Source organism: Bordetella sp. 02P26C-1 (genome assembly GCF_009763255.1).
Classification (GTDB): Bacteria; Pseudomonadota; Gammaproteobacteria; order Burkholderiales; family Burkholderiaceae_B; genus Bordetella_A.
The window spans coordinates 12,235-33,748 of sequence record NZ_WSJB01000002.1 but is presented as its reverse complement, the minus strand read 5'-3'; the positions used below and the strand labels follow the sequence as shown (position 1 = coordinate 33,748).

Genomic DNA, 21,514 nt, shown 5'->3' with positions numbered 1-21,514 from the left:
GAGAACGACTGAACTAGCGCGATTTTTCATGGTCAGATTTGTTCCATCTATGGCGATCTTGCGCCCGCGTGAGGCGCATAGGGCGGAGTCTCTTGGTTGATGGATTTATGAATATCTTGGAAGAAAAAACCCCAAAAATAAGCCAAACCATCTGCAATTTCAGGGACCTGGGCGGCCATGCAACGGCTAGTGGCGCAACGGTCACACCGGGTCGCCTATTCCGCTCGAGCCAATTATCGAACCTGCCGACAGAGGCGTTACGAACGCTGCAAGACGTGGGTGTTCGCATCGTATACGACTTCCGTACTTGGCAAGAGAGAGAACAATCCCCAGACGCCCAAATAGACGGCGCACGCAATGTATGGCTGAACGTTTTGGGTGACGCCTCCGATTCGCTGGCGGCCACCCTGCAACTGATGCTGCAGGATCCTCGCAAAGCGGCGCAAGAGCTCACGCCCACCAGAATTCAAACGCTCTATCGGAGCATCTACGAGGATCTGGTCACCCTACCCAGTGCGTGCAAGGCTTACGCTGCATTCTTTTCTTTGCTGCTGCGGGATCCGGGCTCGCCCAAACTGTTTCATTGCACTGCCGGTAAGGACAGGACCGGCTGGGCGGCCGCGCTGTTCTTGTCCTTGTTGGGTGTGGGTTTTGACGACATCGTGGCGGATTACCTGACGAGCAATGATCAGCTGATATCTGGTTCTCAACCGATGATGCAGGCATTCGTGGCTGGAGGTGGGGACGGAGCTGTCGTGGAGAACCTGCTGCGGGTTCGTCGCGAATATCTCGATATCGCCTTTGATGCGCTTACGCGCAATCACGGCACGGTCGGGAACTACTTTTCTCAGGCGCTTGGTATTGGCAAGGCGGAGCAGGCGGCTCTAATTTCGGCGTATACGAGCGGGTAAGTGTGGGCGTAGCGGCCGCCGAGGGCCGGCTTGTGTGCGGCCCACAATGGCGGAGCATTTGCAGCGATCACGGCGAGCCGTATGCCGGCCGGCATGCGCCGCCTAACATCCCCTCCAAAAAAAACCGCAATATGCGTGGTATTCACACGGCATATTGCGGTCGTTCGGCCATCCTCCCTGGGATGGCAACACGGTAGAGATGGCTTACTGGCGTTCGAGCCCGGCTTGATCGACCAGCTTCTCGATCACGGGTTGTTCGTTCTTGATTTGCTGGGTCAATTCCTGCGCGGTGCCGGAGCGCGGCTCAATCCCCAGGGACAGCAATTTTTCGCGTACTTGCGGGTCTTCGAGGGTCGTGACCAGCGCCTTTTGCAGCGTCTCTAACACCTCGGGAGACGTCCCCGGAGGCGCCACAAAGCTAAACCACGCGCTCAGATCGAATGCCGGATAGCCCTGCTCGGCCATGGTTGGCAGATCGGGCAGCGTGGACAGGCGCGATTTGCTGGTGATGCCAAACACTTTGAGCTTGCCCGCCTCGACCTGCGGCATCCCGGTCGCCACCATGTCAAAGAACAAATCGACGTCGCCATTAATCACGGCGGGTAGCGCCATAGTGGCGCCTTTGTAAGGCACGTGCAGCACGTCGATGCCCGCTTCCTGCTTGAACAGCTCGCCGGCCAAATGCGACGAGGTTCCCGGACCGAACGTCGCGAACGTCAATTTGCCGGGACGCGCCTTGGCGTCTTGCACCACGTCAGCGGTGCTCTTGTAATCGTTCTTGTTGCTTGCCAGCAGGATCAGTGGACCGATCCCGACCATGCCGATGGGCGCGAAGCCATCGGGGTCGTAAGGCAGCGATTTGTAGAGATAGCGATTGGTCACCAGCGTCGAGTTGGTCGCCATCAGCAAGGTGTAGCCATCGGGTTTCGCGCGGCTGACGTAGCCCGCGCCAATGGTCGTGCCGGCGCCAGCCTTGTTCTCGACGATCATGGTCTGATCGAGCGCGCGGCCCATGCGTTCAGCAAGGATGCGCGTCAACACATCGGTGGCGCCACCAGCCGGAAATGGCGAGATGACGGTGATAGGCCGCTCGGGATAGGCCGCATGGGCCAGACCGGCGCATACGGACAAGGTTAGCGCGGCGGCGAAGGTATAGGCTCGTTTCAACATAATTTCCCCTGTGTCGGTCCTAGACGAAGCGTTTTGCTTGAAGTAAATTTCAAGGTACGAAATTTAATTTTGCTTTGCGAAATCTACTATAAAAACGAATGGCCCTCGATGCAAGTCCCCTCTGAACTCCCCCCTGCTGATCCGTCGAACACGTCCCCGGCGCTGAGCGGACCCGCGCGCCGTCGGCGCGGCGCGGGGCAAGGGCGCGCTGCGCCCGAATTCATCGAGGCGTTGGCTCGCGGTCTTGACGTGCTGCGCTGTTTTGGCAAGGACACCAGCACGCTCGGGAACCAGGATCTGGCCGGTCTCACCGGGCTGCCCAAGCCCACGATCAGCCGGATCACCTATACGTTGACGGAGCTGGGCTACCTGCGCTATCACCCGGAAAGCGGTAAGTATTCGCCAGGCTTTGCCGTGCTGGCGTTGGGGTTCGGCGTGCTGGCCGGGCTGGAAGTGCGTGCCATGGCCCGCGACTGCATGCAGCAGCTGGCGAAGGACACCGGAGGCGCGATCGCGCTGGGCACCTTCGATGGTGACGCGATGGTCTATGTCGAAGCGATACATGGGTCGTCTGACTTGTACTTACGCCTGCCGGTGGGTTACCGCGCGAGTTTCAATAGCGCCATGGGGCGGGCCTACCTGGCGCGGCTACCCGCTTCGAAGCGCGCAGAGCTGCTCAATCGCCTGGGCCAAGCCGCGCCCGCCGAGTCAGTGATTCAACAGGCCTGCGCGGATTTCGCGAGCACGGGATGCTGTTTCGCGCTGGGCAGCTGGCGCAGCGACATTAACGCCGTAGCCGTCCCGTTCGAGTCGGTGACCGGGGAAGGCACATTCGTCGTGAGCTGCGGCGGGCCGGCGTCGCTGCTGCCCCCCGATGTGCTGCGCGACCGCGTCGTGCCAGCGCTGCGAAAAGTCGCGCAGCAGCTTTCGGGGTATCGGCCGTAACTCCCATTGCACCGCAGCGCCCGCTGAAGCCCACTGTCGACCGGCGACCGCCGGACCCAGACGCCACTGCCGAGCGCGCACGGCAACCGTTATGCACGCCGGCACTCATTAACCACTGAAAAGGGCTGCCATCGCCAGCCCTGCTGCAGCGCGCAACGAAAATTCGTTGACAAGCCCCACGCTCCAGGACGACCATCACTTTGTCCAGACAAACTATCAAACATGACAAAGGAGGAGACATGGAGGTTACCAACGTGAGTCCCAAGCGCTATCGCTTCAGTTTCGGGCGGTATCTGGAAGAGTTCGAAGTCGGTGCCGTTTACGAGCATCGCCCGGGCCGCACGCTGACGGATGCCGACAACATTCAGTTCTCACTGCTGACGATGAACTTTCATCCCATGCACTGCGATGCGGCGTATGCCAGTCAAAGTGAATTCGGCAAGTTACTCGTCAATAGCGGACTGACTGTCGCCATCGTGCTCGGCATGACCGTGAATGACGTCAGCGGTAAAGCCATCGCCAACCTTGGTTGGAAAGAGATCAACCTGACCGCCCCCGTCTTCGCCGGCGATACCTTGTACGCTGAATCGGAAGTCCTGGAGCTGCGCGAATCCCGCAGCCGCCCAAATCAAGGCATCGTCACCACGCGCACGCGCGCGTTCAACCAGGACGGCGTCGAGGTAATGAACTTCGTCCGCTCGTGCCTCGTGCCCAAGCGTGGACACGGCGTAGGCGATCAATAGTCGCAGGTCTCTCCGTGCGGGCGCGGCCCGCGCGACATCGCAGTACTAGCCCAAGGAGGGTATTGCCATGTTTAACCAGTTGATCCGGCGTGGAGCGGCGTTGCTCGCACTTGCGATTTCTTGTCAGGCAGGGGCCGCCACCGAACTGGTGTTGACGTCCGAGGTAGCGGCGTCGCATTGGAAAACGCGATATATGAACGAATTCGCCGCCGACGTCGCCAAGCGCACCAACGGCGAAGTGCAGGTCAAGGTGTTCCCGGCCTCGCAGTTGTACAACGATCAGGACGGCCTCGCCGCCATTGGCACAGGCGCCGTGCACATGGTCTGGCCAGTGTCGGTGCGATTGGAAACACTGGATCCGGCGCTGGGCTATATCAACCTGCCGTTTGGCCTATCCGACGAGATGATGGCCAACGAATGTTTTGCCCAGGGGCTTACTGAGATGATGTCGGAACGCTTGAAGTCCCGGCAATTGCAGGTACTGGGACTGCTGCGCACGGCTGACTTGTTCTTTATCTTCCGCGACCGGGACGTGAAGTCGCTGGCGGATATGCGCGGTGCGAAGCTGCGCGTGACGGGCGGGCGCATTTTCCTGGACATGGTGCGCAGTTTTGATGCCAGCCCGGTCTCTCTGGCGGCATCGGAGATGAGTACCGCCCTGGCGCAGGGCGCGATCGACGGGGTGCTCAGCTCTCCGGCCGGTTGGTCCGAGATGATAGGCAAGACCGGCAAGTATGCCTTTCACGTGCCGGGTATGTCGCTCGCCACCTACGCCGTGGTGGCTGACCGCAACTGGATGGATGCGCTGACGGATCAGCAACGCCAGGCGATAGTCGACAGCATGAACGCCATCATCAAGCGCCAATGGGAGGAAGCGCGCGCGGCCGATGCCGAGGCCGTCAAGAAGATGGAGCAGCAAGGCTCCGTCTATCGCGTGGCCGATGATGCAGGCGCCGCGGAATGGAAAGCCCGCGCAGACGCCGCGAAGAAATCCTATACCGATAAGTACGGCGACGTGGTTAAGCAGGTCGAGTCGATTTCCCAGCGGTGTGGTGTCAAATGAGCGCCTTGATTCAATCCGCCCGTGACTGGGTCGATGCTCGTGAGTTGCCGCTGGACGAGCAGGACCTGCCGGATCTGGTCGAGGCAACGGCAAGCCTCAGCGCCGCATTGGCGCAAGAGACGGCGACGATGGACATGTCGCAGGTCGCTGTGCCGTTTGGCGAAGCATTGCGCCGACTCGCTCCCTTGCCGTTCGCCCACGCGGCAGCGCCCGAGCCGGATACCAGCATCGATAGCGAGGCCTTGGTCCGCGCCAGTCTGGCGGCTATCGAGCGAGTAGCACCCGGCAAGCTGGCGTGGGTCGATATCGATGCGGACACGGCCTTGACCGAGGCGAGGCAACGCGACGATGAGCGGCGACAAGGCAGGATACGCGGCCCCCTGCACGGCATGCCGGTAGGCATCAAGGACATGTTCGACCGCCAGGGCCACACAGCGGGCTGGGGATCGCCGCTGCGTCGGGGCAGCTCGCCGGCCAGCACGGACGCCACCATCGTGGCGCGCCTGCGCGCGGCGGGCGCTATCGTGCTGGGCACTCAGCATATGGCGGAACTCGCCATGTCGCCAACGGGCTGGAATGCGACCTATGGCCCGGGCCGCAATCCCTGGGACACCACGCGTGTGTCGGGCGGCAGTTCCAGTGGCGCGGCCATGTCGGTCGCCGCCGGTCACGTACCGTTGGCCATCGGTTCAGATACCGGCGGTTCGATCCGTCTGCCTGCGGCGTTGTGCGGACTGACGGGATTAAAGCCCACGCAACACCGCGTGAGCGTGGCGGGCGCCATGCCGCTGTCTCCCAGCCTGGATTGCATCGGGCCACTGGCGTGGTCGGCGGAACTCTGCGGGCATGCCTATCAGGCACTGGCGGGAGCCGATCCGTCAGACCCTTCATGCCTCAATGTACCGTCCACGCTGGGCGAGCCGACAGGCCAGCTCCGAGTCGTCGTTCCAAGCTGGCGCGACGACGACCCCATGTCGGCGCAGATGCGCCAGGCCCTGGACGAAGCCGTGCGGGCGTTGAAAGACGCAGGCGTGGAATGTCGAACGATTGCATCACCCTACCCCTTTTTGCAGCGCGCGGGTCAGCTTGCGTCGATCCTCCTCGCGGTCGAGGCGGCGGCCATGCACCAGCGTTGGTTGCGCGAACGCGCTGAGGACTACGGCCACCAAGTGCGCCGGCGTATCAGCCGAGGTCTGTTGCTATCCGGCGTGGACTATTGCGACGCACAGCGTCTGCGCGCGCCGTTCCTGCAACGTTACCTGCGCGAGATACAGGGTGATGCCGACGCGCTGCTGCTGCCTTGCACGCCGGATGTGGCCCCGCTCGTCGAAACCACGGTGGACGGCGATCAGGCCCGTCTGGAACGCGAGTTCTCGCAGTTGTCGACCTGGACACGAGGCATCAATTACCTCGGTCTGCCTGTACTGACGGTTCCCGTGGGTGAGGGCGCTGGCGGCTTACCGCTGGGGATGCAGTTGGTCGGCCTACCTTTGGGCGAAGACCGCGTACTGGCGCTAGGGCGTCTTTATCAGCAAACCACGACGTGGCACACGCGCCGCCCCGCTAGCTACGCACTATCCGGCCGCTGAGCCGAGGAGGAGACAAAATGAAAACGGTTTGGAACAAAGCCGCACCATGGCTCAGCGCCATAGTGATCGGTTGCAGCGGCGCCGCAGGCGCTGCCGAGATGATCATCACCAGCGAAATTCCGCTGGCGACCAATCCCAGCCCCTACATCCAGCAATTCATCGAGGAGGTAGGCAAACGCACCGACGGGGCCATACAGGGCAAGTATTTCCCCGCCTCGCAGCTCTATAACGACCGCGATGGCTTGGCGGCATTGGGGACGGGCGCGGTGCATATGGTGTGGCCGGTTTCCTCGCGGCTGGAGCAGTTCGATCCGCGCGTGGGGGTGGCCAGCCTGCCCTTTGCACTGACCACCGAGGAAATGACTAATCCGTGCTTTGCCAAGGGCTTCACGGAGATGATCTCGGGCTACCTCGAACCGCGCGGCATGCAGGTGCTGGGCTTTCTGCGCACCGCCGATCTGATTTTCCTGATGAAGAATCGCGACATCCAGAAGGTCGAGGATTTGAAGGGCCAGAAAGTGCGCGTGATCGGCGGGCAGATCATGTTGGATGCGATGAAATCAGTCCAGGCCAGCCCGGTTTCCATGTCGGCATCCGAAATGTCGGCGGCCCTGTCACAGGGAGCCATCGACGGCGCCATGACCTCGCCGGCCGGCTGGGCCGACGTGCTAGGCAGCACCGCCAAGTACGCCACGCTGCCTCCAGGGATGGGCCTGGCGACCTCGGCCATCACCGTAGACAAACTTTGGTTGGACAGCTTGCCCGAGGCACAGCGCAAAGCGATCGTGGATACCGTGGCGGATATTTCGGCCCGCCAATGGCAAGAGACCGTCGCTAAAGATCGCGAGCTGATCGATCAAATGGTCGCCAAGGGTGGGCACTACCGCGTAATGGCGCCGGAGGAGGTCGAAAAACTGAAGGCGCGTTTCGTCGCGGCGGGCGAAGGCTTTCGCAACAAACAGGCGGCTACCCTCGCGCAACTGGAAAAAGTCCGCAAGGAGTGCATCCATGATGGCAAGTGAACTGGAATCAGCGCGCTTGCCCCGCAGCTCAGCAAGGGAGCGTCCCGTGGCAGCCGTCGCGCCCGAATTCGGCAAACTGGGTTGGATATCACGGCTTGTGCTGGGTCTGGCCACCATCATGGCATTGGCCGCGACCTTCATCATGATTCTGGAGGGCTTTAGCCGCTACGCATTGGATGTCAGTTACTTCTGGGCCGAGGAATCGGTGCGGTTCCTGATGGTGTGGGCGTTTTTCCTGACGCTGGGCATCGCGGGGTTTCGCAACTATCACATCCGAACCGAATTGCTCGTACAGCGTCTGCCACGCCCGGTGCAGCGCGTGGTGTGGCTGGTGTCATGCGTGGCGGGCATGTTGTTCGCCTTTATCCTCGCCTATTCTTCGATCCCTCAGGTGCATCGCTTCTACACCATGGGCATGGTGTCTGAGTCGTCGCTCGAGCTGCCCATGTGGCTGCTGTTTTTGGCCATGCCGGTAGGTGGATTGGCGCTGTTCGCGTATTACGCCTGCGCAGCCTGGTACGCGTGGCGGTGGGGCGATCCGTTCGCGCCGCAGGCCGTGGACGAGAACCCCGATCCCAGTGTGGCCGAGGCCATCGCCCGACAGGAGCCACTGCTATGACCCTGGGACTCTCTGTTATTGGTTTGCTGGTCCTGCTGGCCCTGGGTGCGCATGTCGGAACAGCCATGGGCCTGATGTCCAGCGCCATGGTGATGTCCGTCAATGGCGTGCCGCTCACGGTGATCGCGCAAACGGCATTCAAGTCGATCAACAGCTATCCGCTCATGGCCATCCCGATGTTCGTGCTGATGGGCAATCTGATGATGCGCGGCAATATCGTGGCTGTGATGATCGAGCTGATCGGCAGTCTCGTGCGTTGCGTGCGCGGCGGATTGGCATTGACCGTGATGCTGGCCTGCGTGTTCTTCGCGGCCGTGTCGGGCTCCAGCGTGGGGTCGGCCGCAGCCATCGGCGCGGCCACGGTCGATGGCCTCAAACGCGAAAACTATCCGCCGCGATTCTCGGCTGCCCTGGTGGCCGTGGGCGGAACGCTGGGCTTGATGATACCGCCGTCGCTGGGATTCATTCTGATCGGGTCCATCGTGGGCCTTCCCGTGGACAAGCTGTTCATTGCAGGCATCCTGCCCGGCTTAATGGAAGCGGCCTTGTTGCTCATCACCACCGTGTGGCTGACCCGACGACATGGCTACGGCGCCACGACAGGTAAGCCGGATATCGCGGGATTCACGCGTCGGCTACCTAAAGCCGCCGGCGCGCTATCGATGCCGGTGCTCGTCTTGGGCAGTATTTACCTGGGTATCTTCACGCCGACGGAAGTCTCGGCGGTCGCTGCGGGCTACGCGGCGCTGCTATGCGTGGTGGTGTATCGCACCATGAACTGGAGCGCGGTATGGAAGGTTTCCCAGGAATCCGTACTGCAGTCCACCATGATTTTCATGGTGGTAATGGGCGGCAGTTTGATCGGCTTCATCCTGGCCCGCATGGGGGTGTCCGCGTCGCTGATCGGATTCATGGAACGCATGGACATGTCGGCCTGGCAGTTTCTGCTGTTGGCTAACGTGGTGCTGTTGGCGCTGGGCATGTTCCTCGATGGCGTTGCGATGATTGTGCTGACCGCCCCGCTGCTGTTCCCGATGGCCACGCATCTGGGCATCGATCCGGTGCACTTCGCCGTGATCATGGTGGCCAACGTCGAGATCGCCACCCTGACCCCGCCTATCGGGCTGAACCTGTTTGTGATGAGTGGGATCGCGCGTATCCCCGTCGAGCAGGTCGCGCGCGGCGTGCTGCCTTTCTATATGACGCGTTTGCTCTCGCTGGCGCTCATCACGTTTGTACCGGCGATATCGCTGGCGCTGCTGAACTGAAAACGAGGAGAGACGGAATGAAAGATCATGCAGACACCCCCGCCACGTTGGCTTTATCCGAAACGCTGGCCCAATTCGCCGCGAACTTCGATGCAGCAAGCATTCCGGTGACGGCGCGTGAACGCGGCCGGCTATTGATGTTGGATTCGATCGGCATCGCACTGGCCTCGCACGGTTACGAGTTTTCGCGGCGCGCGTTGGCGGCCATCGGCGAGCTCGACAGCGGCGGCGACAGCATCGTCATTGGATCCGGCAAACGCATGGACCCGCGCAATGCGGCGATTGCTAATGGCGTGCTGATACACGGCCTGGACTATGACGATACCCATGCCCGGGGCGTGATTCACGCCACGGCGTCGATTCTGCCGACCGTGCTGGCGCTGGCCGCGCGCGACGATCGCAGCGGCTCCGATATGGTGGCGGCCTATGTCCTGGGCATGGAGGCGGCCACGCGGCTGGGCGCGGTGGCCAAAGGTGGCTTTCACCAAGTGGGCTTTCACCCGACGGGATTGATCGGCACATTTGGATGCACGCTCGCAGCGGGCTGGCTGCTAGGGTTGAATGCGCGACAGATGGTCGACGCGCAAGGGATCGCCCTATCGCTGGCCGCCGGCAGTCTGGAATTCTTGAATGATGGCGCGTGGAACAAACGGCTGCATCCCGGTTGGGCCGCGAACGCCGGGATCACGGCCGCCACGTTCGGCAAACATGGCTATACCGGAACACGGCTGGCTTACGAGGGACGATTCGGCCTGTACGCCAGCCATCTTGGCGAGCGTGACTATGACCTGCAACTCGCCACCGCGCAACTGGGCACGTTATGGGAGGTCGAGCGCGTGTCGGTCAAACCGCTGCCCGCGTGCCACTTTACCCACGCCGCAATCGACGCGGCCGCGCGTTTGCATGCGCAGGGTGTGCGCGCCGATCAGATCCGGCGAATTACCGTGCTGGTGCCCGCCGAGGTCGTAAAAACCGTATGCGAACCGGAGGCGTCCAAGCGCAAACCCGCTAACAGTTATGAGGCGCAATTCAGCATCCCCTATCTCGTCAGCACCGCCTTGTGCAAGGGCAAGCTCACGCTGGACGACCTCGAAGAGGCCGCGCTAAGCGACCCGGCCGTACTGGCGCTGGCCGCGATCACTGATTATGAACACGATCCCGATAGCGACTTCCCCCTGCACTATGGCGGCGAAGTCATCGTGGAACTGACAGACGGCCGCAAGCTGCGCGAGCGCGAAGCCATCAATCGTGGCGCGGAAGACCGCCCCCTGACTGCTGCCGACATTCAGGCCAAGTTTCGCGATAACGCGCTGCGGCAGATCTCGGCCGAGCGCGCAGCGGCGATCGAACAAGCCGTGCTGGGCCTGGAACAAGGGACCGCGCGCGCCCTTGCCGACCAGTTGACCCAACACTGACGCACCCTGCTCTCACGGAGAACCCGCATGACCGCACATGATGACAGCCAGGAACGATTGATCCTGGATATGGTGGGCCGTTTCCTCGAACAAGAGGTGCGCCCGCATGTTTGGCAATTCGAACACGACGACATCTATCCCACCGAAATCGTCGAAAAGATGAAGGAGATGGGGCTCTTTGGCTGCCTCATCGCGCCCGAATATGGTGGGCTCGGGCTATCGACCGTGACCTATGCCAAGATCATCGAGCGCATTTCCGAAGAATGGATGTCGCTGTCGGGCATCTTGAATTCGCACATCATCATGGCCGCCGCCGTCCAACGTAACGGCACCGAGGCCCAGAAACGCGCCTATCTGCCCCGCTTTGCCACCGGGGAACTGCGCGGGGGCATTGGCCTGACCGAACCCGATTGTGGGACGGACCTGCAGGCGATACGCACGGTCGCCAGACGCGAAGGCGACGAGTACGTGATCAACGGCAGCAAGATGTGGATCACCAATGGCTACCATGGCAACTGCTTCGCGTTATTGGTCAAGACCGATCCGCAGGCCGAGCCGCGCCATAAAGGGATGAGCCTGTTCATCGCCGAGAAAGGTCCGGGATTCACCGTGAGCCGGCAGCTGGAGAAGCTCGGCTACAAAGGCATCGATTCCACGGAACTGGTTTTCGAGGACTACCGCGTGCCGGCGGATCGGCTCATCGGCGGCGTCGAGGGTCGCGGCCTGCAGATGATCTTGAATGGCCTGGAGCTGGGCCGCATCAATGTCGCGGCGCGCGGCGTGGGCGTGGCCCAGGCATCGTTGCGCGAGGCGGTCAAATACGCGCAGCAACGCAAGACCTTTGGCAAGCCCATCTGCGAACATCAGGCCATCCAGACCAAACTCGGTGACATGGCCACCCGCACGGAGGCCTCGCGCCTGCTCACGCTACGGGCGGCCGAAGCCTACGACCGTGGCGACCGCTGCGATATGGAAGCCGGCATGGCCAAGCTGTTCGCCACCGAAACCGCCGTGGAAAACAGCCTGGAGGCCATGCGCATCCATGGCGGCTATGGGTATTCAAAAGAATATCTCGTCGAGCGCTTCTATCGCGACGCCCCCCTGTTGGTGATTGGGGAAGGCACGAACGAGATGCAACGCATCATCATCGCCAAGCAACTGGTGCAAAGGAACCCCATATGACCTTGCCGCTGACTGGCTTGCGCATTATTTCCGTCGAACAGTATGGTGCGGGCCCCTTTGGGACACAGCATTTGGCCGACCTGGGCGCGGAGGTCATCAAAATAGAGAATCCGCGCGAAGGCGGAGACGTAGGCCGGGCGGTCGGGCCGCACTATTTCGGGCCCGGCGACAGCCACTTTTATCAAGCCTTTAACCGCAATAAGAAAAGCGTCACGCTGGATCTGAAGCAGCCCGAAGGTCAGCAGGTCCTGCACAGCTTGTGCGAACACGCCGATGCCGTGTTTAACAATCTGCGCGGCGATCTGCCCGGGCGCCTGGGGTTGACCTACGAAGCCCTGCGCGAAGTCCGGCCTGACATCGTGTGCGTGCACCTGTCGGCCTATGGCCGGGACGGTGAACGGGCAAGTTGGCCGGGCTACGATTACCTGATGCAGGCCGAAGCCGGCTATCTGTCACTGACTGGTGAGCCCGACGGTCCGCCCGCGCGCTTTGGCCTGTCGATCATTGACTTGATGACCGGCACCACCGCCGCGTTGGGGCTGGTGTCGGCCGTGCTCGGCGCGCGTCAGAGCGGCGTGGGCCGCGATGTCGACGTGAGCCTGTTTGACGTTGCGTTGCATAACCTCTGCTATGTGGCGACCTGGTATCTGAATGGCGGGCATCAAACCGGGCGCGCGCCCCGGTCGGGTCATCCGTCGCTCGTGCCCAGCCAGCTGTACCGCACCGCCGACAGCTGGATCTTCGTGATGTGCAATAAAGAAAAATTCTGGCCCCTGCTGGCCCAGGCGATGGGCCATCCGGAATGGGCCGAGGACCCCGACTACCACCGCTTTGCCGATCGTCTGCGCAACCGGGAAAAGCTCAATCAAGAACTGGAAGCCGTCTTTATGACCGATAGCACCGCGCGCTGGATGGAACGCTTTGCCGGGAAAGTGCCTGCCGCGCCGGTTTATGATGTGGCCCAGGCATTGGAAAATCCGTTCGTCCAAGCGCATGGTTGTCTGCTCGATGCCCACGATGCCGCAGGCCGCGCCGTTAAAGGTGTGGCCTCGCCCATCCGCTGTTCCGGAGCGTCACCGCTGGCGCGGGCGGCACCCGCCATGGGGGCCGATACCGACGAGCTGCTGGCGCAGGCGGGGTACAGCCCCGACCAGATCGCCAGTTTGAGGAAAACCGCAGTTCTATGACCTTGAAAATCGAAGCGCCCGGCGGCCGACCGCGCTATCTGCAGTTAGCGACGACGCTGGTCCATGAAATCCGCACGGGCCGCTATCCGGTGGGCAGCCTGCTGCCCACCGAGTTCGAGCTGTGCGATCAGTTCGGCGTGTCACGATTTACCGTGCGTGAAGCCGTCAAGCAGCTGGTACAGCTGGGCATGGTGACGCGCCAACCGGGGGTGGGCAGCCGGGTGCTGGCCAGCACGCCGGTCACGCAATATACACAGACCATGTCCGGCATCACGGACCTGCGGCAGTACGCTTATGAGACGACCCTGGAAATCGAGGGGCAGGAGCTTCTCGAAGTCGATGGCGAACTCGCGGATACGCTGGATGCCTCGGCCGGCGAAACCTGGTTGCATGTCTGGGGTCTGCGCTATACCGAGGCCCACGATGCTCCGATCTGCATGACCGACGCCTATATCGCGCCCGCGTTTCGCGCGGTCTCCGGACTGCGTGGCCGTATGACGCGTGCACTTTATGCAGTGTTGGAAGAGCAGTTCGATGTGCAGATTAAAACCGTGCATCAGGATATCCGCGCCGTGGTACTGGACAAGGCAACCGCGCGGCGGCTGGATGCCAAGCCAGGATCGGCCGGCTTGCGCCTGGAGCGCCGCTACGTCGACGCGCGCGACGCGCTGGTGGAATTGGCAATCAGCTTGCATCCGGCGGATCGCTTCAGCTATCGGGAGTCATTCCGACGCGACTGGCGGGTGTCCACGTGAAGGCCCCCGCCTCCGCGGTCCTTGGCATTACGCTGGCGGTCCAGGCGCTGGTGTCGGCCGCTGCGCTGGTCGTCCCCGTGCTGGCGCCAGTGCTGAGCGCATCGACCGGGGTTGGCGCCGAGATGGTGGGTTTGTATGTTGCGCTGGTCTATGTCGGCGCGATGGCGGGTAGTTTAACGGCGGGCAACTGGGTAGTACGGCTGGGCGCAATCCGGGCCAGCCAGTGCGGACTGGCCTTGTGTGCGGCGGGCCTATTGTGCAGCCTGTCCGGTCAGGTGGCGCTGCTGGCCGTGGGCGCGCTGTTGTTGGGTTTGGGGTACGGGCCCATCACGCCGGCCAGCTCACACCTGTTGATTCGAACGACGCCGCCCCACCGCATGTCGTTCGTATTTTCCGTCAAGCAAACCGGTGTGCCGCTGGGAGGCGTGCTGGCGGGTATGCTCGCGCCCAAGCTGGAGATCGCCGTGGGTTGGCGTGGCGCCTTACTGGTCACAGCTATCGCCTGCTTGGCCTGTGCGGCGCTGGCTCAACTGGTGCGCGCGGAGCTGGATGCCGACCGCCGGCCGGGGCGCAGCGCATTGCTGGGTGACCTGCGCGCGCCGCTTGCGCTGATTTTTTCGCGGCGGCCGTTGGCCCTGCTGGCGATTGTGTCCTTGTGCTTTTCCGCCGTGCAATGGTCGTATAGCGCGTATGTCGTGACCTATCTGCATGAAGATCTGGCCTACACGCTCGTGGCCGCCGGGATGATGTTGTCGCTGGGCCAGGTCGCCGGCGTGGCAGGACGTTTGTTTTGGGGATGGTGCTCCGACCGTTACCTTGGCCCGGTCAAGACGCTCACCGTGCTGGCCCTCTTGATGACGCTGGGCATGTTGGTGCTGGCATTGCTGCCCGGCAACGCTCCCACCGTGCTAGTTGCACTATCGCTGATGGTACTGGGCGCGGCGGCGGTCGGGTGGAATGGCGTGTACCTGGCGGAAATCGCGCGACAGGCACCGGTTGGCCGGGCCAGTCTTGCCACGGGCGGCGCGCTGACATGTACCTTTCTAGGCGTGGTGCTCGGCCCTCCTATATTTGGCGCGATGGCTACGCTAATGGGGAGCTACAGGGTTGCATTTATATTGATCGTCTTGCCAGCCCTGTTCGTCGGGCTGGCCTTGGCGACTCAGCGCCGGCATTTTGTCGCCGAAAAGCCTGCCGCCAAGGTATCGACGGCGTAGTAGTCCAGGCAAAGCCAGGCTTTCCCACCCGCAGCGGGCGATGGAAACGGTCCGCTTCAACGGGAAACTCCTCCTTGAACAGTCGTGGGCACGGTACTTGCTGTAGCGTTTCCAGCAATCGTGCTTCATAAAGTTCGAGGAAGAAACATAATGAACATCGCTACAGGAGTTCGCCGTAACGGCTACCGGGTTTTCTGCGACGTGGTTATGGCCACTGAGGGAAGTTTCGCTATACGGGTAGCGACTCGTCCCGAAGACGCCGGGCCAGTGGGAACCGAACGCGTCTGGCATCCGCCCCACGCCTCGTCCTATTTCGAACTCGACGAGGCTGAAAAGGCGGCCTATCGGATTCTGCGCCAGGTAAAGGCCGTCGGGCAGAACGGTGAGCCGGTTTACGGATGAGTAGCTTCGTAGGGCGCCGTCTCGCACCCAGGGCGCCCTCACTAACCACCCTGCTGCGCTACGCCGAGGCTAAGCAACGGGATTTTGGCTGCATCGGTAAAAAATACGCGCACCAAGTTGCAGATAGTTTCTCATCGTCGTACATTCCCGGCGATTGGTAAACTGACCCATCGCGACCGCGATGGGAATTTGGGTGCAATATGAAATGGTGGATATTGGCGGTGTTTGTCGTCTGTGCGCTGGCGGTCCATTTCCGCGGTCGCGTTCGACACCGGTTTTCGCGGCAAGCGCTGGATCATTCCACCTTCACCGCGCCGATCAATTGCTTTATGTACGCGTTTTCGCGCGTACCGAATAAGCCCTATCTGGATCTCGCGGACTTTCCCGAACTGAAGGTGCTGATCGACCGTTGGCAGGAAATCCGCGCCGAGGCCGAGCAGTTGTTCAGCGAGGGTCATATCCGCGCCTCCGACAAATATAACGACGCGGGCTTTAACTCGTTCTTCAAAAGCGGCTGGAAAAGGTTTTATTTGAAATGGTATGGCAGCGATCCCGCCTCGGCCGTCGCGCTGTGCCCGCTCACCACGCGCTTGGTGGCGGATCTGCCCAGCGTCAAGGCCGCCATGTTCGCGGCCTTACCTCCCGGTAGCCGTCTGCCCCGCCATCGCGACCCCTATGCCGGATCGTTGCGCTTTCACCTGGGGCTGATCACGCCGAATAGCCCGGACTGCTACATCGACGTCGACGGGCAGACTTACTACTGGCGCGATGGCGAAGCCGTGATGTTCGATGAGACGTTCATCCACTACGCCGAGAACCGTACCGATACCAACCGGATCATCCTGTTCGCGGACATCGAGCGGCCCATGCGTTACCGCTGGGCGCAAGCGGTCAATCATTTCCTTGGCACCTTGCTGCTGCGTGCCGCGGCCTCGCCAAACCAGGAAGGCGATCGTACCGGCGGCATTAACCGGATTTTCGGTACCGTTTACGCGGTGCGACGGTTTGGCAAACGCGTGAAAAAGCGCAGCAAACCCTTGTACTACGCAATGAAGTGGGCATTGGTGTTGGGAATATTGGCACTGATATTTCTCTGATGTGCGCAGCGGACGGCGACAATAAACTAAACAGGTAAGCCTGTAAGAAAGCCCGTCCGCCAGCAACGATACGGCGCATACGCACGGCGCCGTAGCCCTGGGCGAAGTACCTTCGTCCTATTTCACGGAAGGCTTCAAAAAGCGGCACGGTGGGTATGTTGTATTGGAGTCCCGCACGGCTTTACGCCCGCTTTTTCGGAGACTTTCAATGGAGCCCACCCGTTCAACGACGACGAATTCCGCTAGTCGCCAGCCTTTACTGCCGCAGCAGAACCATGCGCCAACTCGCCCCCTGGAAGGTCGGGCGCTAGGCTTAATCATTAACGGGACGATCGACGAATTCAGGGATTTTGTTGCACAGACATCGCCCGATATTCCAGGCCTGCGCTTCAATAGGCGAAACTGCCTACATGAGGCGCTGATATACGAACGGACAGACATTGCACTGTTTCTACTCGATCCCGCCAATGGTTGGGCGCAGAGTCTAGTCGACCACAAAGATGACTGGGAAATGACACCGCTGCACTATGCAGTGACGCGCCCCGAACACACCGGGTCCGAGTTGATCGATGCACTGCTGCACGCGACCAAGGACGACCTTTCCAAAATACTGGCAATGTGCGTCGTGCACGAAAAGCACGAATTATTTAGCGATCGATTAATCGCGGCCAAGGCAAATCCCTCCTACGCGTTGGCCCGGCTGTACAACAAACCCGTACTGCCAACGATGAACGGGCTCGGCGCGGTGTGCTTTCTCAGTCGCTACAACATTGACCACGCGCTGATGTTTAAGTATGCAGTAGCTAACCGTTTGTCCCGAACAATAAAGCTAATGACGCTTCTAGGCCATAACTGGTCAGAACGACTCACCCAAGCCGCCACGAAAGGGGACATGAACGCCCTGCGGTTGTTGATCAGTACTGACATCGACTACACACAAGTATTGACGAGGCTGATCCCAGCCTGCCATGGCCAACCCCATCCTGACACGCCCAGTAACCGGGCTGTCGATTGTCTTATCAACGCGCGAAAAGAAATGGCTAAGCCGCCGACGGGGGAAAAACAGGCGCTGTTGTGGTTCGCCAAGTGCAGCATGCCTGGGGCGCTGCAGGAATTGGCAAAACGCGAGCCTCTTGCTCCAATGCTGCGCCTGCGCGATATCGCGCAGTGCTCGGTTGAGACGATTAAAGCGCTCATATCAGTAAACGCGCTTCCCGATGACGCCCTGGAAACGCTGATTCGTGACGGGAATGTTGTCCAGGCCAGAAAACTGGTTGCAGCCGGCGCGCCCACGGCGGCGCTATTAGAAAAACTGCAAGCCGTGCATCCCTATGCGCATTTGAATTGGCCCAATGTCATCGCAGCCCGTTTGCTGATTCTCGCCGGAGTCGATCCCGAACGCCTCAACAAAGATTATCTCTTCGAATATCAGAGGCTGGCGCAGTCCGTGGGTAAGTCGGATCTCACCAGAGGGCAAGCATGGATTGCCGAATTCCCCTCAAACTTCAATGCTCCGGTAAAAAAACTCGACGTACTAGCCGCGCTTCTTAACGAGCCGACAAATACAAGCCACGCCTTAGCGCGCCTGAGGACTCTGATCGAATTGAATCGGCCCTTGGAGGCCGCTGCACTTCTTAAATGCGGCTTGAATGCCGGCCAAGCGCTCAAGGCAGCAGTGAGCGCAACGCCACCCGACTGGTCGATGGCAGAGAGCTTGATCGAGGCTGCTGCCGCCATTTGCTATACAGACGAGTTCACAGTCGCCTACCGACACGCCAACCTCGGCCGAGACGACGCCTTGGGTCGAAACACGCTTCAAAACCAGGTGCTGTTAGAGTTAACACTCGCGGACCAATGGGACCTGGTCCAGAAGATGGTGCCTCGACTCACCGACGGATCGTGGGCTGTCTTGGACTGCGTCCTCAGGGGCGACGCTGTGCGCGCGAAGCAGCTGGACAATGCCGGGGCAGACAGCTGTAGCGCATTCGTCCTCGCGCTAATGACGGCGCGCTACGAAGCCGCAGCGACACTCATGTCATGGGCCTCGCACAAGGCCAACGAAATGCAACAGCGGATATTGAGGTCCACACTCGATAGCGATCTCAAAGCACTGGTTCAAGACGCCTTTATGGTCAGCGGCATTCAAATTACCTCGATACTGAAGGACGTCATCAGTCGCGGAGACGAGATGACCGCGGCACAACTTCTGCGACAGCGTCCGGAGGCAGGGACATACATCTTAGAGGAGCTCACCCGGGGCTTACCAAACGATGGCAAGCGAGCAACGTTGCAATTCCTGCTGAAAGTGGGCCTGGACTATAAACCTATCGTCACTGAATTATCTCGGGACCGGAAAAACCCGCCCAACATCAGCAGATTGCAGACCCTGGCCGCGCTCGGACTCCCGCACGCGCTTGACGGCTTGAAACGAAAAATCGCCAAGCACTGATCAGTCTCTGCCCAGGCGAAGTGCATTCGTCCTATTCCACCGAACGCTGCAAGCGCCGCGTGGTGGGTATGTTGTATTGGAGTCCCGCAAGGCTTTACGCCGGCTTTTTCGGAGACTGCGAATGATACCCGCCCGATCTACAACAAAGAATTCTGCTGATTGCCAGCTTTTACTGGCGCTACGCAATGATGCGACAACGAACCCCCTGGCAACTCAGGCAGCCGACTTGATTGGCCGACGGGCGGCGAAACAATTTCGGAGTTTCGCGGCCGGGATATCGGCCGATCTCCCGGCCCTTCGTTTCAATCGGCAAGACAATTGCCTGCATAAGGCCATCGCATGCCGAAGCATGGACATCGTGTCCTTTCTGCTCGATCCCGTAAATGGCTGGGCGCAGCGTTTGGTCAATCATCGAGATATTGCGGGCAGAACGCCGCTGCGGTGTGCGGTAGAGACGCCGTGGGCACTCGGTCCTGAGTTGGTCGATGCCCTGCTCAATGCCGGGGCCGAAGATAATCTTTCTGAAATGCTGGCGCATTGCGTCATGCGCAAGGATCACGAACCGATCAGCAAACGATTGATCGCGGCCAACGCGCACCCATCCTACGCCATGGCCTGGCTCTACAACCAACCCATACATTGCCGCGAGCATGCGCACGAGGCGATGTCCTTTCTCAGAAGCCAGGGATTCGACAACGCACCGATATTTAAATACGCAATAGAGCACCGGCTGCATCGCGCAGTAGCGCTAATGACGCTTCTCGGCCATGACTGGTCCGGACAGTTTACGCGAGCAGCCTGGGAACGTGACGAAGGTACCGTGCAGTTCATGCTCCGGAGTGGGATGGACTACTCAGGGGTAATAACCAAACTGATAACAGACGGTTCTGTGCCAAATAATTCCGGCTCAAAGACCTTCATAACGCTGGCGTTCATTCACGTCGAGCGACGCAACCTGAAGCTTCCCCCCACGTGGGAAAAAGAAGCACTGTTCTGGTTCGACCGGCGCGGCATGTCCACGGCGGTGAGTAAATTGGGACAGTGGGCGCCATATCTCTCACTGAGCCTGCGCGAAATCGCGCGGTGTTCTGTCGCCACGATTGATGAGCTCCTAGAACAGCATGTGGTACCTAAGGACTCTCTGGAGGAGTTGATTCGTACCGGGCATCTAGTCCAGGCGAGAAGACTTGTGGCAGCCGGGGTACCCACCGCACCTACAATGGACAAGCTGCCGGCCGACGTTAACCCGAAAGCGAGGCGGTACAACGTCGCGGCAGCACGCTTACTGGTTCTCGCTGGCGCCGATCCTCAGCTACTTACGCGCCGCGTCGCGGATCCGGGGGCTTACCAGGAATATCGGCAGATCAGGGAGCGTGTGCGTCGGATGAAGCCATCAGACGTAGGTATATCGCTGGCCTTGTTCCCCTGGGAGAAACGGGCCGGTGCGGCCATATTCGACGAACTCGCCATGATACTGGACAAGCCGGAGAATGTGCCCGAGGCATTAGCGATGCTCAAAGCTTTGGTCGAGCTGGGAAGACCGCGGGCGGCCGCGACAATTATCAACTGCGGACTGAACGCCGCCGAAGCGCTTAAAGAGACCGTCAGCGTCACGGAACCAGACTGGACGTTGGCTGACAGCCTGGTTCGGGCGGCTAACGCCAATACCTATCCCGATGAGGTCAACAACCGGGGCCAAGGCGACGGCTTTGACCGATATGACGAGTTCGGCCGACACGCTTTTCAAAACAAGGTCTTGTTGGAGTTAACGCTGCAGGACAAATGGGACGTGGTCAGAAAATTCATACCGCGACTGACAGACGGATCGTGGGCAATCTTGGAGTGCGTGCTGAGGCAGGACGCTGAGCGCATGAAACGGTTGCACTATGCCGGGGCAGATATCATTGGCGCGTTCATCATCGCGATCAAAACCAAGCGATACGAAGCCGCCGCCAGAGTCATGGCATATGCGCCCTTTAGCCTGGATAACGCAAGACTGCGAGCATTGCATGCGCTGACGCTTCCTAATGACATCGCACTGGCTGAAGACGTCCTGATGCTGCGCGGCATCGATCTCACCTTGAGGCTGCAGGACGCAGTCCGACTGAAAGATGAAAAAACCGCAAAACATTTGTTGCAACAACATCCAGAAGCCGGGATAACCATCCTGGAGGTGCTGAGCCGTGGAGCATCCAGCCCCGCCGAGAGCGCGACGCTGCAGTTCCTGCTGGACGCCGGCTTAGACCCGAGCCCTCTGGTCGAGGAACTGGCTCGGGACCGGGAGGACATCGCGAACATGACCCGGTTGCGCAACTTGGATGCGCTCGGGCTGATGGCCGCGCGTAACGCGTTAAAGCAAAAAATATTCAAGCCCTGATACTGGCGCCGATATTTCGCTGACCGGGCGAATGGCATTCGTCCTATTCTTTCGAAGGCCCCAAACGTCGCGTGGTGGGCGTGTTGTATTGGAGCCCCGCAAG

General features: G+C 60.7%; 18 protein-coding genes. 17 read left to right on the top strand and 1 reads right to left on the bottom strand.

Annotation, left to right across the window (positions count from 1 at the left end):
* Nucleotides 1-107: 107 nt before the first annotated feature.
* Entirely contained in the window at nt 108-911 is an 804-nt protein-coding gene (locus GOQ28_RS01180) for a tyrosine-protein phosphatase (protein ID WP_160355102.1), read from the top strand.
* A gap of 204 nt (nt 912-1,115) precedes the next feature.
* Here GOQ28_RS01180 and GOQ28_RS01175 read toward each other — a convergent pair whose 3' ends face one another.
* Nucleotides 1,116-2,081, bottom strand: a complete 966-nt coding sequence (locus tag GOQ28_RS01175) for a Bug family tripartite tricarboxylate transporter substrate binding protein (protein ID WP_160355101.1) — start codon at nt 2,079-2,081, stop codon at nt 1,116-1,118.
* Between the two features lie 108 nt (nt 2,082-2,189).
* Between GOQ28_RS01175 and GOQ28_RS01170 the strand changes: the two genes are divergently transcribed.
* The 16 genes from GOQ28_RS01170 (at nt 2,190) to GOQ28_RS01095 (ending at nt 21,411) form a co-directional block, all read left to right on the top strand.
* Nucleotides 2,190-3,026, top strand: coding sequence for an IclR family transcriptional regulator (locus GOQ28_RS01170; RefSeq protein ID WP_160348402.1), 837 nt, complete (start codon nt 2,190-2,192; stop codon nt 3,024-3,026).
* Between the two features lie 239 nt (nt 3,027-3,265).
* Nucleotides 3,266-3,769, top strand: coding sequence for a MaoC family dehydratase (locus tag GOQ28_RS01165; RefSeq protein ID WP_160348403.1), 504 nt, complete (start codon nt 3,266-3,268; stop codon nt 3,767-3,769).
* Nucleotides 3,770-3,836: 67 nt separating this feature from the next.
* Nucleotides 3,837-4,832, top strand: a complete 996-nt coding sequence (gene dctP, locus GOQ28_RS01160; RefSeq protein ID WP_160355100.1) for a TRAP transporter substrate-binding protein DctP — start codon at nt 3,837-3,839, stop codon at nt 4,830-4,832.
* Complete coding sequence (locus GOQ28_RS01155; RefSeq protein ID WP_160355099.1) at nt 4,829-6,421, top strand: amidase; 1,593 nt, start codon at nt 4,829-4,831, stop codon at nt 6,419-6,421. The genes dctP (GOQ28_RS01160) and GOQ28_RS01155 overlap by 4 nt, the downstream gene beginning before the upstream one ends.
* 17 nt (nt 6,422-6,438) lie before the next feature.
* Nucleotides 6,439-7,443, top strand: a complete 1,005-nt coding sequence (dctP, locus tag GOQ28_RS01150; RefSeq protein ID WP_160355098.1) for a TRAP transporter substrate-binding protein DctP — start codon at nt 6,439-6,441, stop codon at nt 7,441-7,443.
* Complete coding sequence (locus GOQ28_RS01145; protein WP_160355097.1) at nt 7,430-8,062, top strand: TRAP transporter small permease; 633 nt, start codon at nt 7,430-7,432, stop codon at nt 8,060-8,062. The genes dctP (GOQ28_RS01150) and GOQ28_RS01145 overlap by 14 nt, the downstream gene beginning before the upstream one ends.
* Nucleotides 8,059-9,330 (top strand): TRAP transporter large permease, encoded by a 1,272-nt coding sequence (locus GOQ28_RS01140; protein ID WP_160348408.1) that lies wholly within the window; start codon nt 8,059-8,061, stop codon nt 9,328-9,330. Before GOQ28_RS01145 ends, GOQ28_RS01140 begins: the two co-directional genes overlap by 4 nt.
* A gap of 17 nt (nt 9,331-9,347) precedes the next feature.
* Nucleotides 9,348-10,745 carry an MmgE/PrpD family protein gene (locus GOQ28_RS01135; protein ID WP_160355096.1) on the top strand — a complete coding sequence of 466 codons (1,398 nt, stop codon included), beginning with the start codon at nt 9,348-9,350 and terminating at the stop codon, nt 10,743-10,745.
* Nucleotides 10,746-10,772: 27 nt separating this feature from the next.
* Complete coding sequence (locus GOQ28_RS01130) at nt 10,773-11,927, top strand: acyl-CoA dehydrogenase family protein (protein ID WP_160348410.1); 1,155 nt, start codon at nt 10,773-10,775, stop codon at nt 11,925-11,927.
* Nucleotides 11,924-13,114, top strand: coding sequence for a CaiB/BaiF CoA transferase family protein (locus GOQ28_RS01125; protein WP_160355095.1), 1,191 nt, complete (start codon nt 11,924-11,926; stop codon nt 13,112-13,114). The genes GOQ28_RS01130 and GOQ28_RS01125 overlap by 4 nt, the downstream gene beginning before the upstream one ends.
* Nucleotides 13,111-13,869 carry a GntR family transcriptional regulator gene (locus GOQ28_RS01120; protein WP_160355094.1) on the top strand — a complete coding sequence of 253 codons (759 nt, stop codon included), beginning with the start codon at nt 13,111-13,113 and terminating at the stop codon, nt 13,867-13,869. The genes GOQ28_RS01125 and GOQ28_RS01120 overlap by 4 nt, the downstream gene beginning before the upstream one ends.
* Nucleotides 13,866-15,086 carry an MFS transporter gene (locus GOQ28_RS01115; RefSeq protein WP_160355093.1) on the top strand — a complete coding sequence of 407 codons (1,221 nt, stop codon included), beginning with the start codon at nt 13,866-13,868 and terminating at the stop codon, nt 15,084-15,086. The genes GOQ28_RS01120 and GOQ28_RS01115 overlap by 4 nt, the downstream gene beginning before the upstream one ends.
* A gap of 150 nt (nt 15,087-15,236) precedes the next feature.
* Nucleotides 15,237-15,488: a hypothetical protein gene (locus GOQ28_RS01110; protein WP_160355092.1), complete on the top strand. Its 252-nt coding sequence runs from the start codon at nt 15,237-15,239 to the stop codon at nt 15,486-15,488.
* A gap of 200 nt (nt 15,489-15,688) precedes the next feature.
* Nucleotides 15,689-16,585, top strand: a complete 897-nt coding sequence (lpxO, locus tag GOQ28_RS01105) for a lipid A hydroxylase LpxO (RefSeq protein ID WP_160355091.1) — start codon at nt 15,689-15,691, stop codon at nt 16,583-16,585.
* A gap of 208 nt (nt 16,586-16,793) precedes the next feature.
* Nucleotides 16,794-19,034, top strand: a complete 2,241-nt coding sequence (locus tag GOQ28_RS01100; RefSeq protein ID WP_160355090.1) for a hypothetical protein — start codon at nt 16,794-16,796, stop codon at nt 19,032-19,034.
* A 349-nt stretch (nt 19,035-19,383) separates the two neighbouring features.
* A complete protein-coding gene (locus GOQ28_RS01095; RefSeq protein ID WP_160355089.1) occupies nt 19,384-21,411 on the top strand; it encodes a hypothetical protein in 2,028 nt (675 codons plus the stop codon).
* Nucleotides 21,412-21,514: the final 103 nt, after the last annotated feature.

Excerpts from the sequence above, each read along its gene's own strand:
- GOQ28_RS01180 (WP_160355102.1), top strand. The coding sequence starts at position 108 with ATGAATATCTTGGAAGAAAAAACCCCAAAAATAAGCCAAACCATCTGC.
- GOQ28_RS01175 (WP_160355101.1), bottom strand. The coding sequence starts at position 2,081 with ATGTTGAAACGAGCCTATACCTTCGCCGCCGCGCTAACCTTGTCCGTA.
- GOQ28_RS01170 (WP_160348402.1), top strand. The coding sequence starts at position 2,190 with ATGCAAGTCCCCTCTGAACTCCCCCCTGCTGATCCGTCGAACACGTCC.
- GOQ28_RS01165 (WP_160348403.1), top strand. The coding sequence starts at position 3,266 with ATGGAGGTTACCAACGTGAGTCCCAAGCGCTATCGCTTCAGTTTCGGG.
- dctP (WP_160355100.1), top strand. The coding sequence starts at position 3,837 with ATGTTTAACCAGTTGATCCGGCGTGGAGCGGCGTTGCTCGCACTTGCG.
- GOQ28_RS01155 (WP_160355099.1), top strand. The coding sequence starts at position 4,829 with ATGAGCGCCTTGATTCAATCCGCCCGTGACTGGGTCGATGCTCGTGAG.
- dctP (WP_160355098.1), top strand. The coding sequence starts at position 6,439 with ATGAAAACGGTTTGGAACAAAGCCGCACCATGGCTCAGCGCCATAGTG.
- GOQ28_RS01145 (WP_160355097.1), top strand. The coding sequence starts at position 7,430 with ATGATGGCAAGTGAACTGGAATCAGCGCGCTTGCCCCGCAGCTCAGCA.
- GOQ28_RS01140 (WP_160348408.1), top strand. The coding sequence starts at position 8,059 with ATGACCCTGGGACTCTCTGTTATTGGTTTGCTGGTCCTGCTGGCCCTG.
- GOQ28_RS01135 (WP_160355096.1), top strand. The coding sequence starts at position 9,348 with ATGAAAGATCATGCAGACACCCCCGCCACGTTGGCTTTATCCGAAACG.
- GOQ28_RS01130 (WP_160348410.1), top strand. The coding sequence starts at position 10,773 with ATGACCGCACATGATGACAGCCAGGAACGATTGATCCTGGATATGGTG.
- GOQ28_RS01125 (WP_160355095.1), top strand. The coding sequence starts at position 11,924 with ATGACCTTGCCGCTGACTGGCTTGCGCATTATTTCCGTCGAACAGTAT.
- GOQ28_RS01120 (WP_160355094.1), top strand. The coding sequence starts at position 13,111 with ATGACCTTGAAAATCGAAGCGCCCGGCGGCCGACCGCGCTATCTGCAG.
- GOQ28_RS01110 (WP_160355092.1), top strand. The coding sequence starts at position 15,237 with ATGAACATCGCTACAGGAGTTCGCCGTAACGGCTACCGGGTTTTCTGC.
- lpxO (WP_160355091.1), top strand. The coding sequence starts at position 15,689 with ATGAAATGGTGGATATTGGCGGTGTTTGTCGTCTGTGCGCTGGCGGTC.
- GOQ28_RS01100 (WP_160355090.1), top strand. The coding sequence starts at position 16,794 with ATGGAGCCCACCCGTTCAACGACGACGAATTCCGCTAGTCGCCAGCCT.
- GOQ28_RS01095 (WP_160355089.1), top strand. The coding sequence starts at position 19,384 with ATGGACATCGTGTCCTTTCTGCTCGATCCCGTAAATGGCTGGGCGCAG.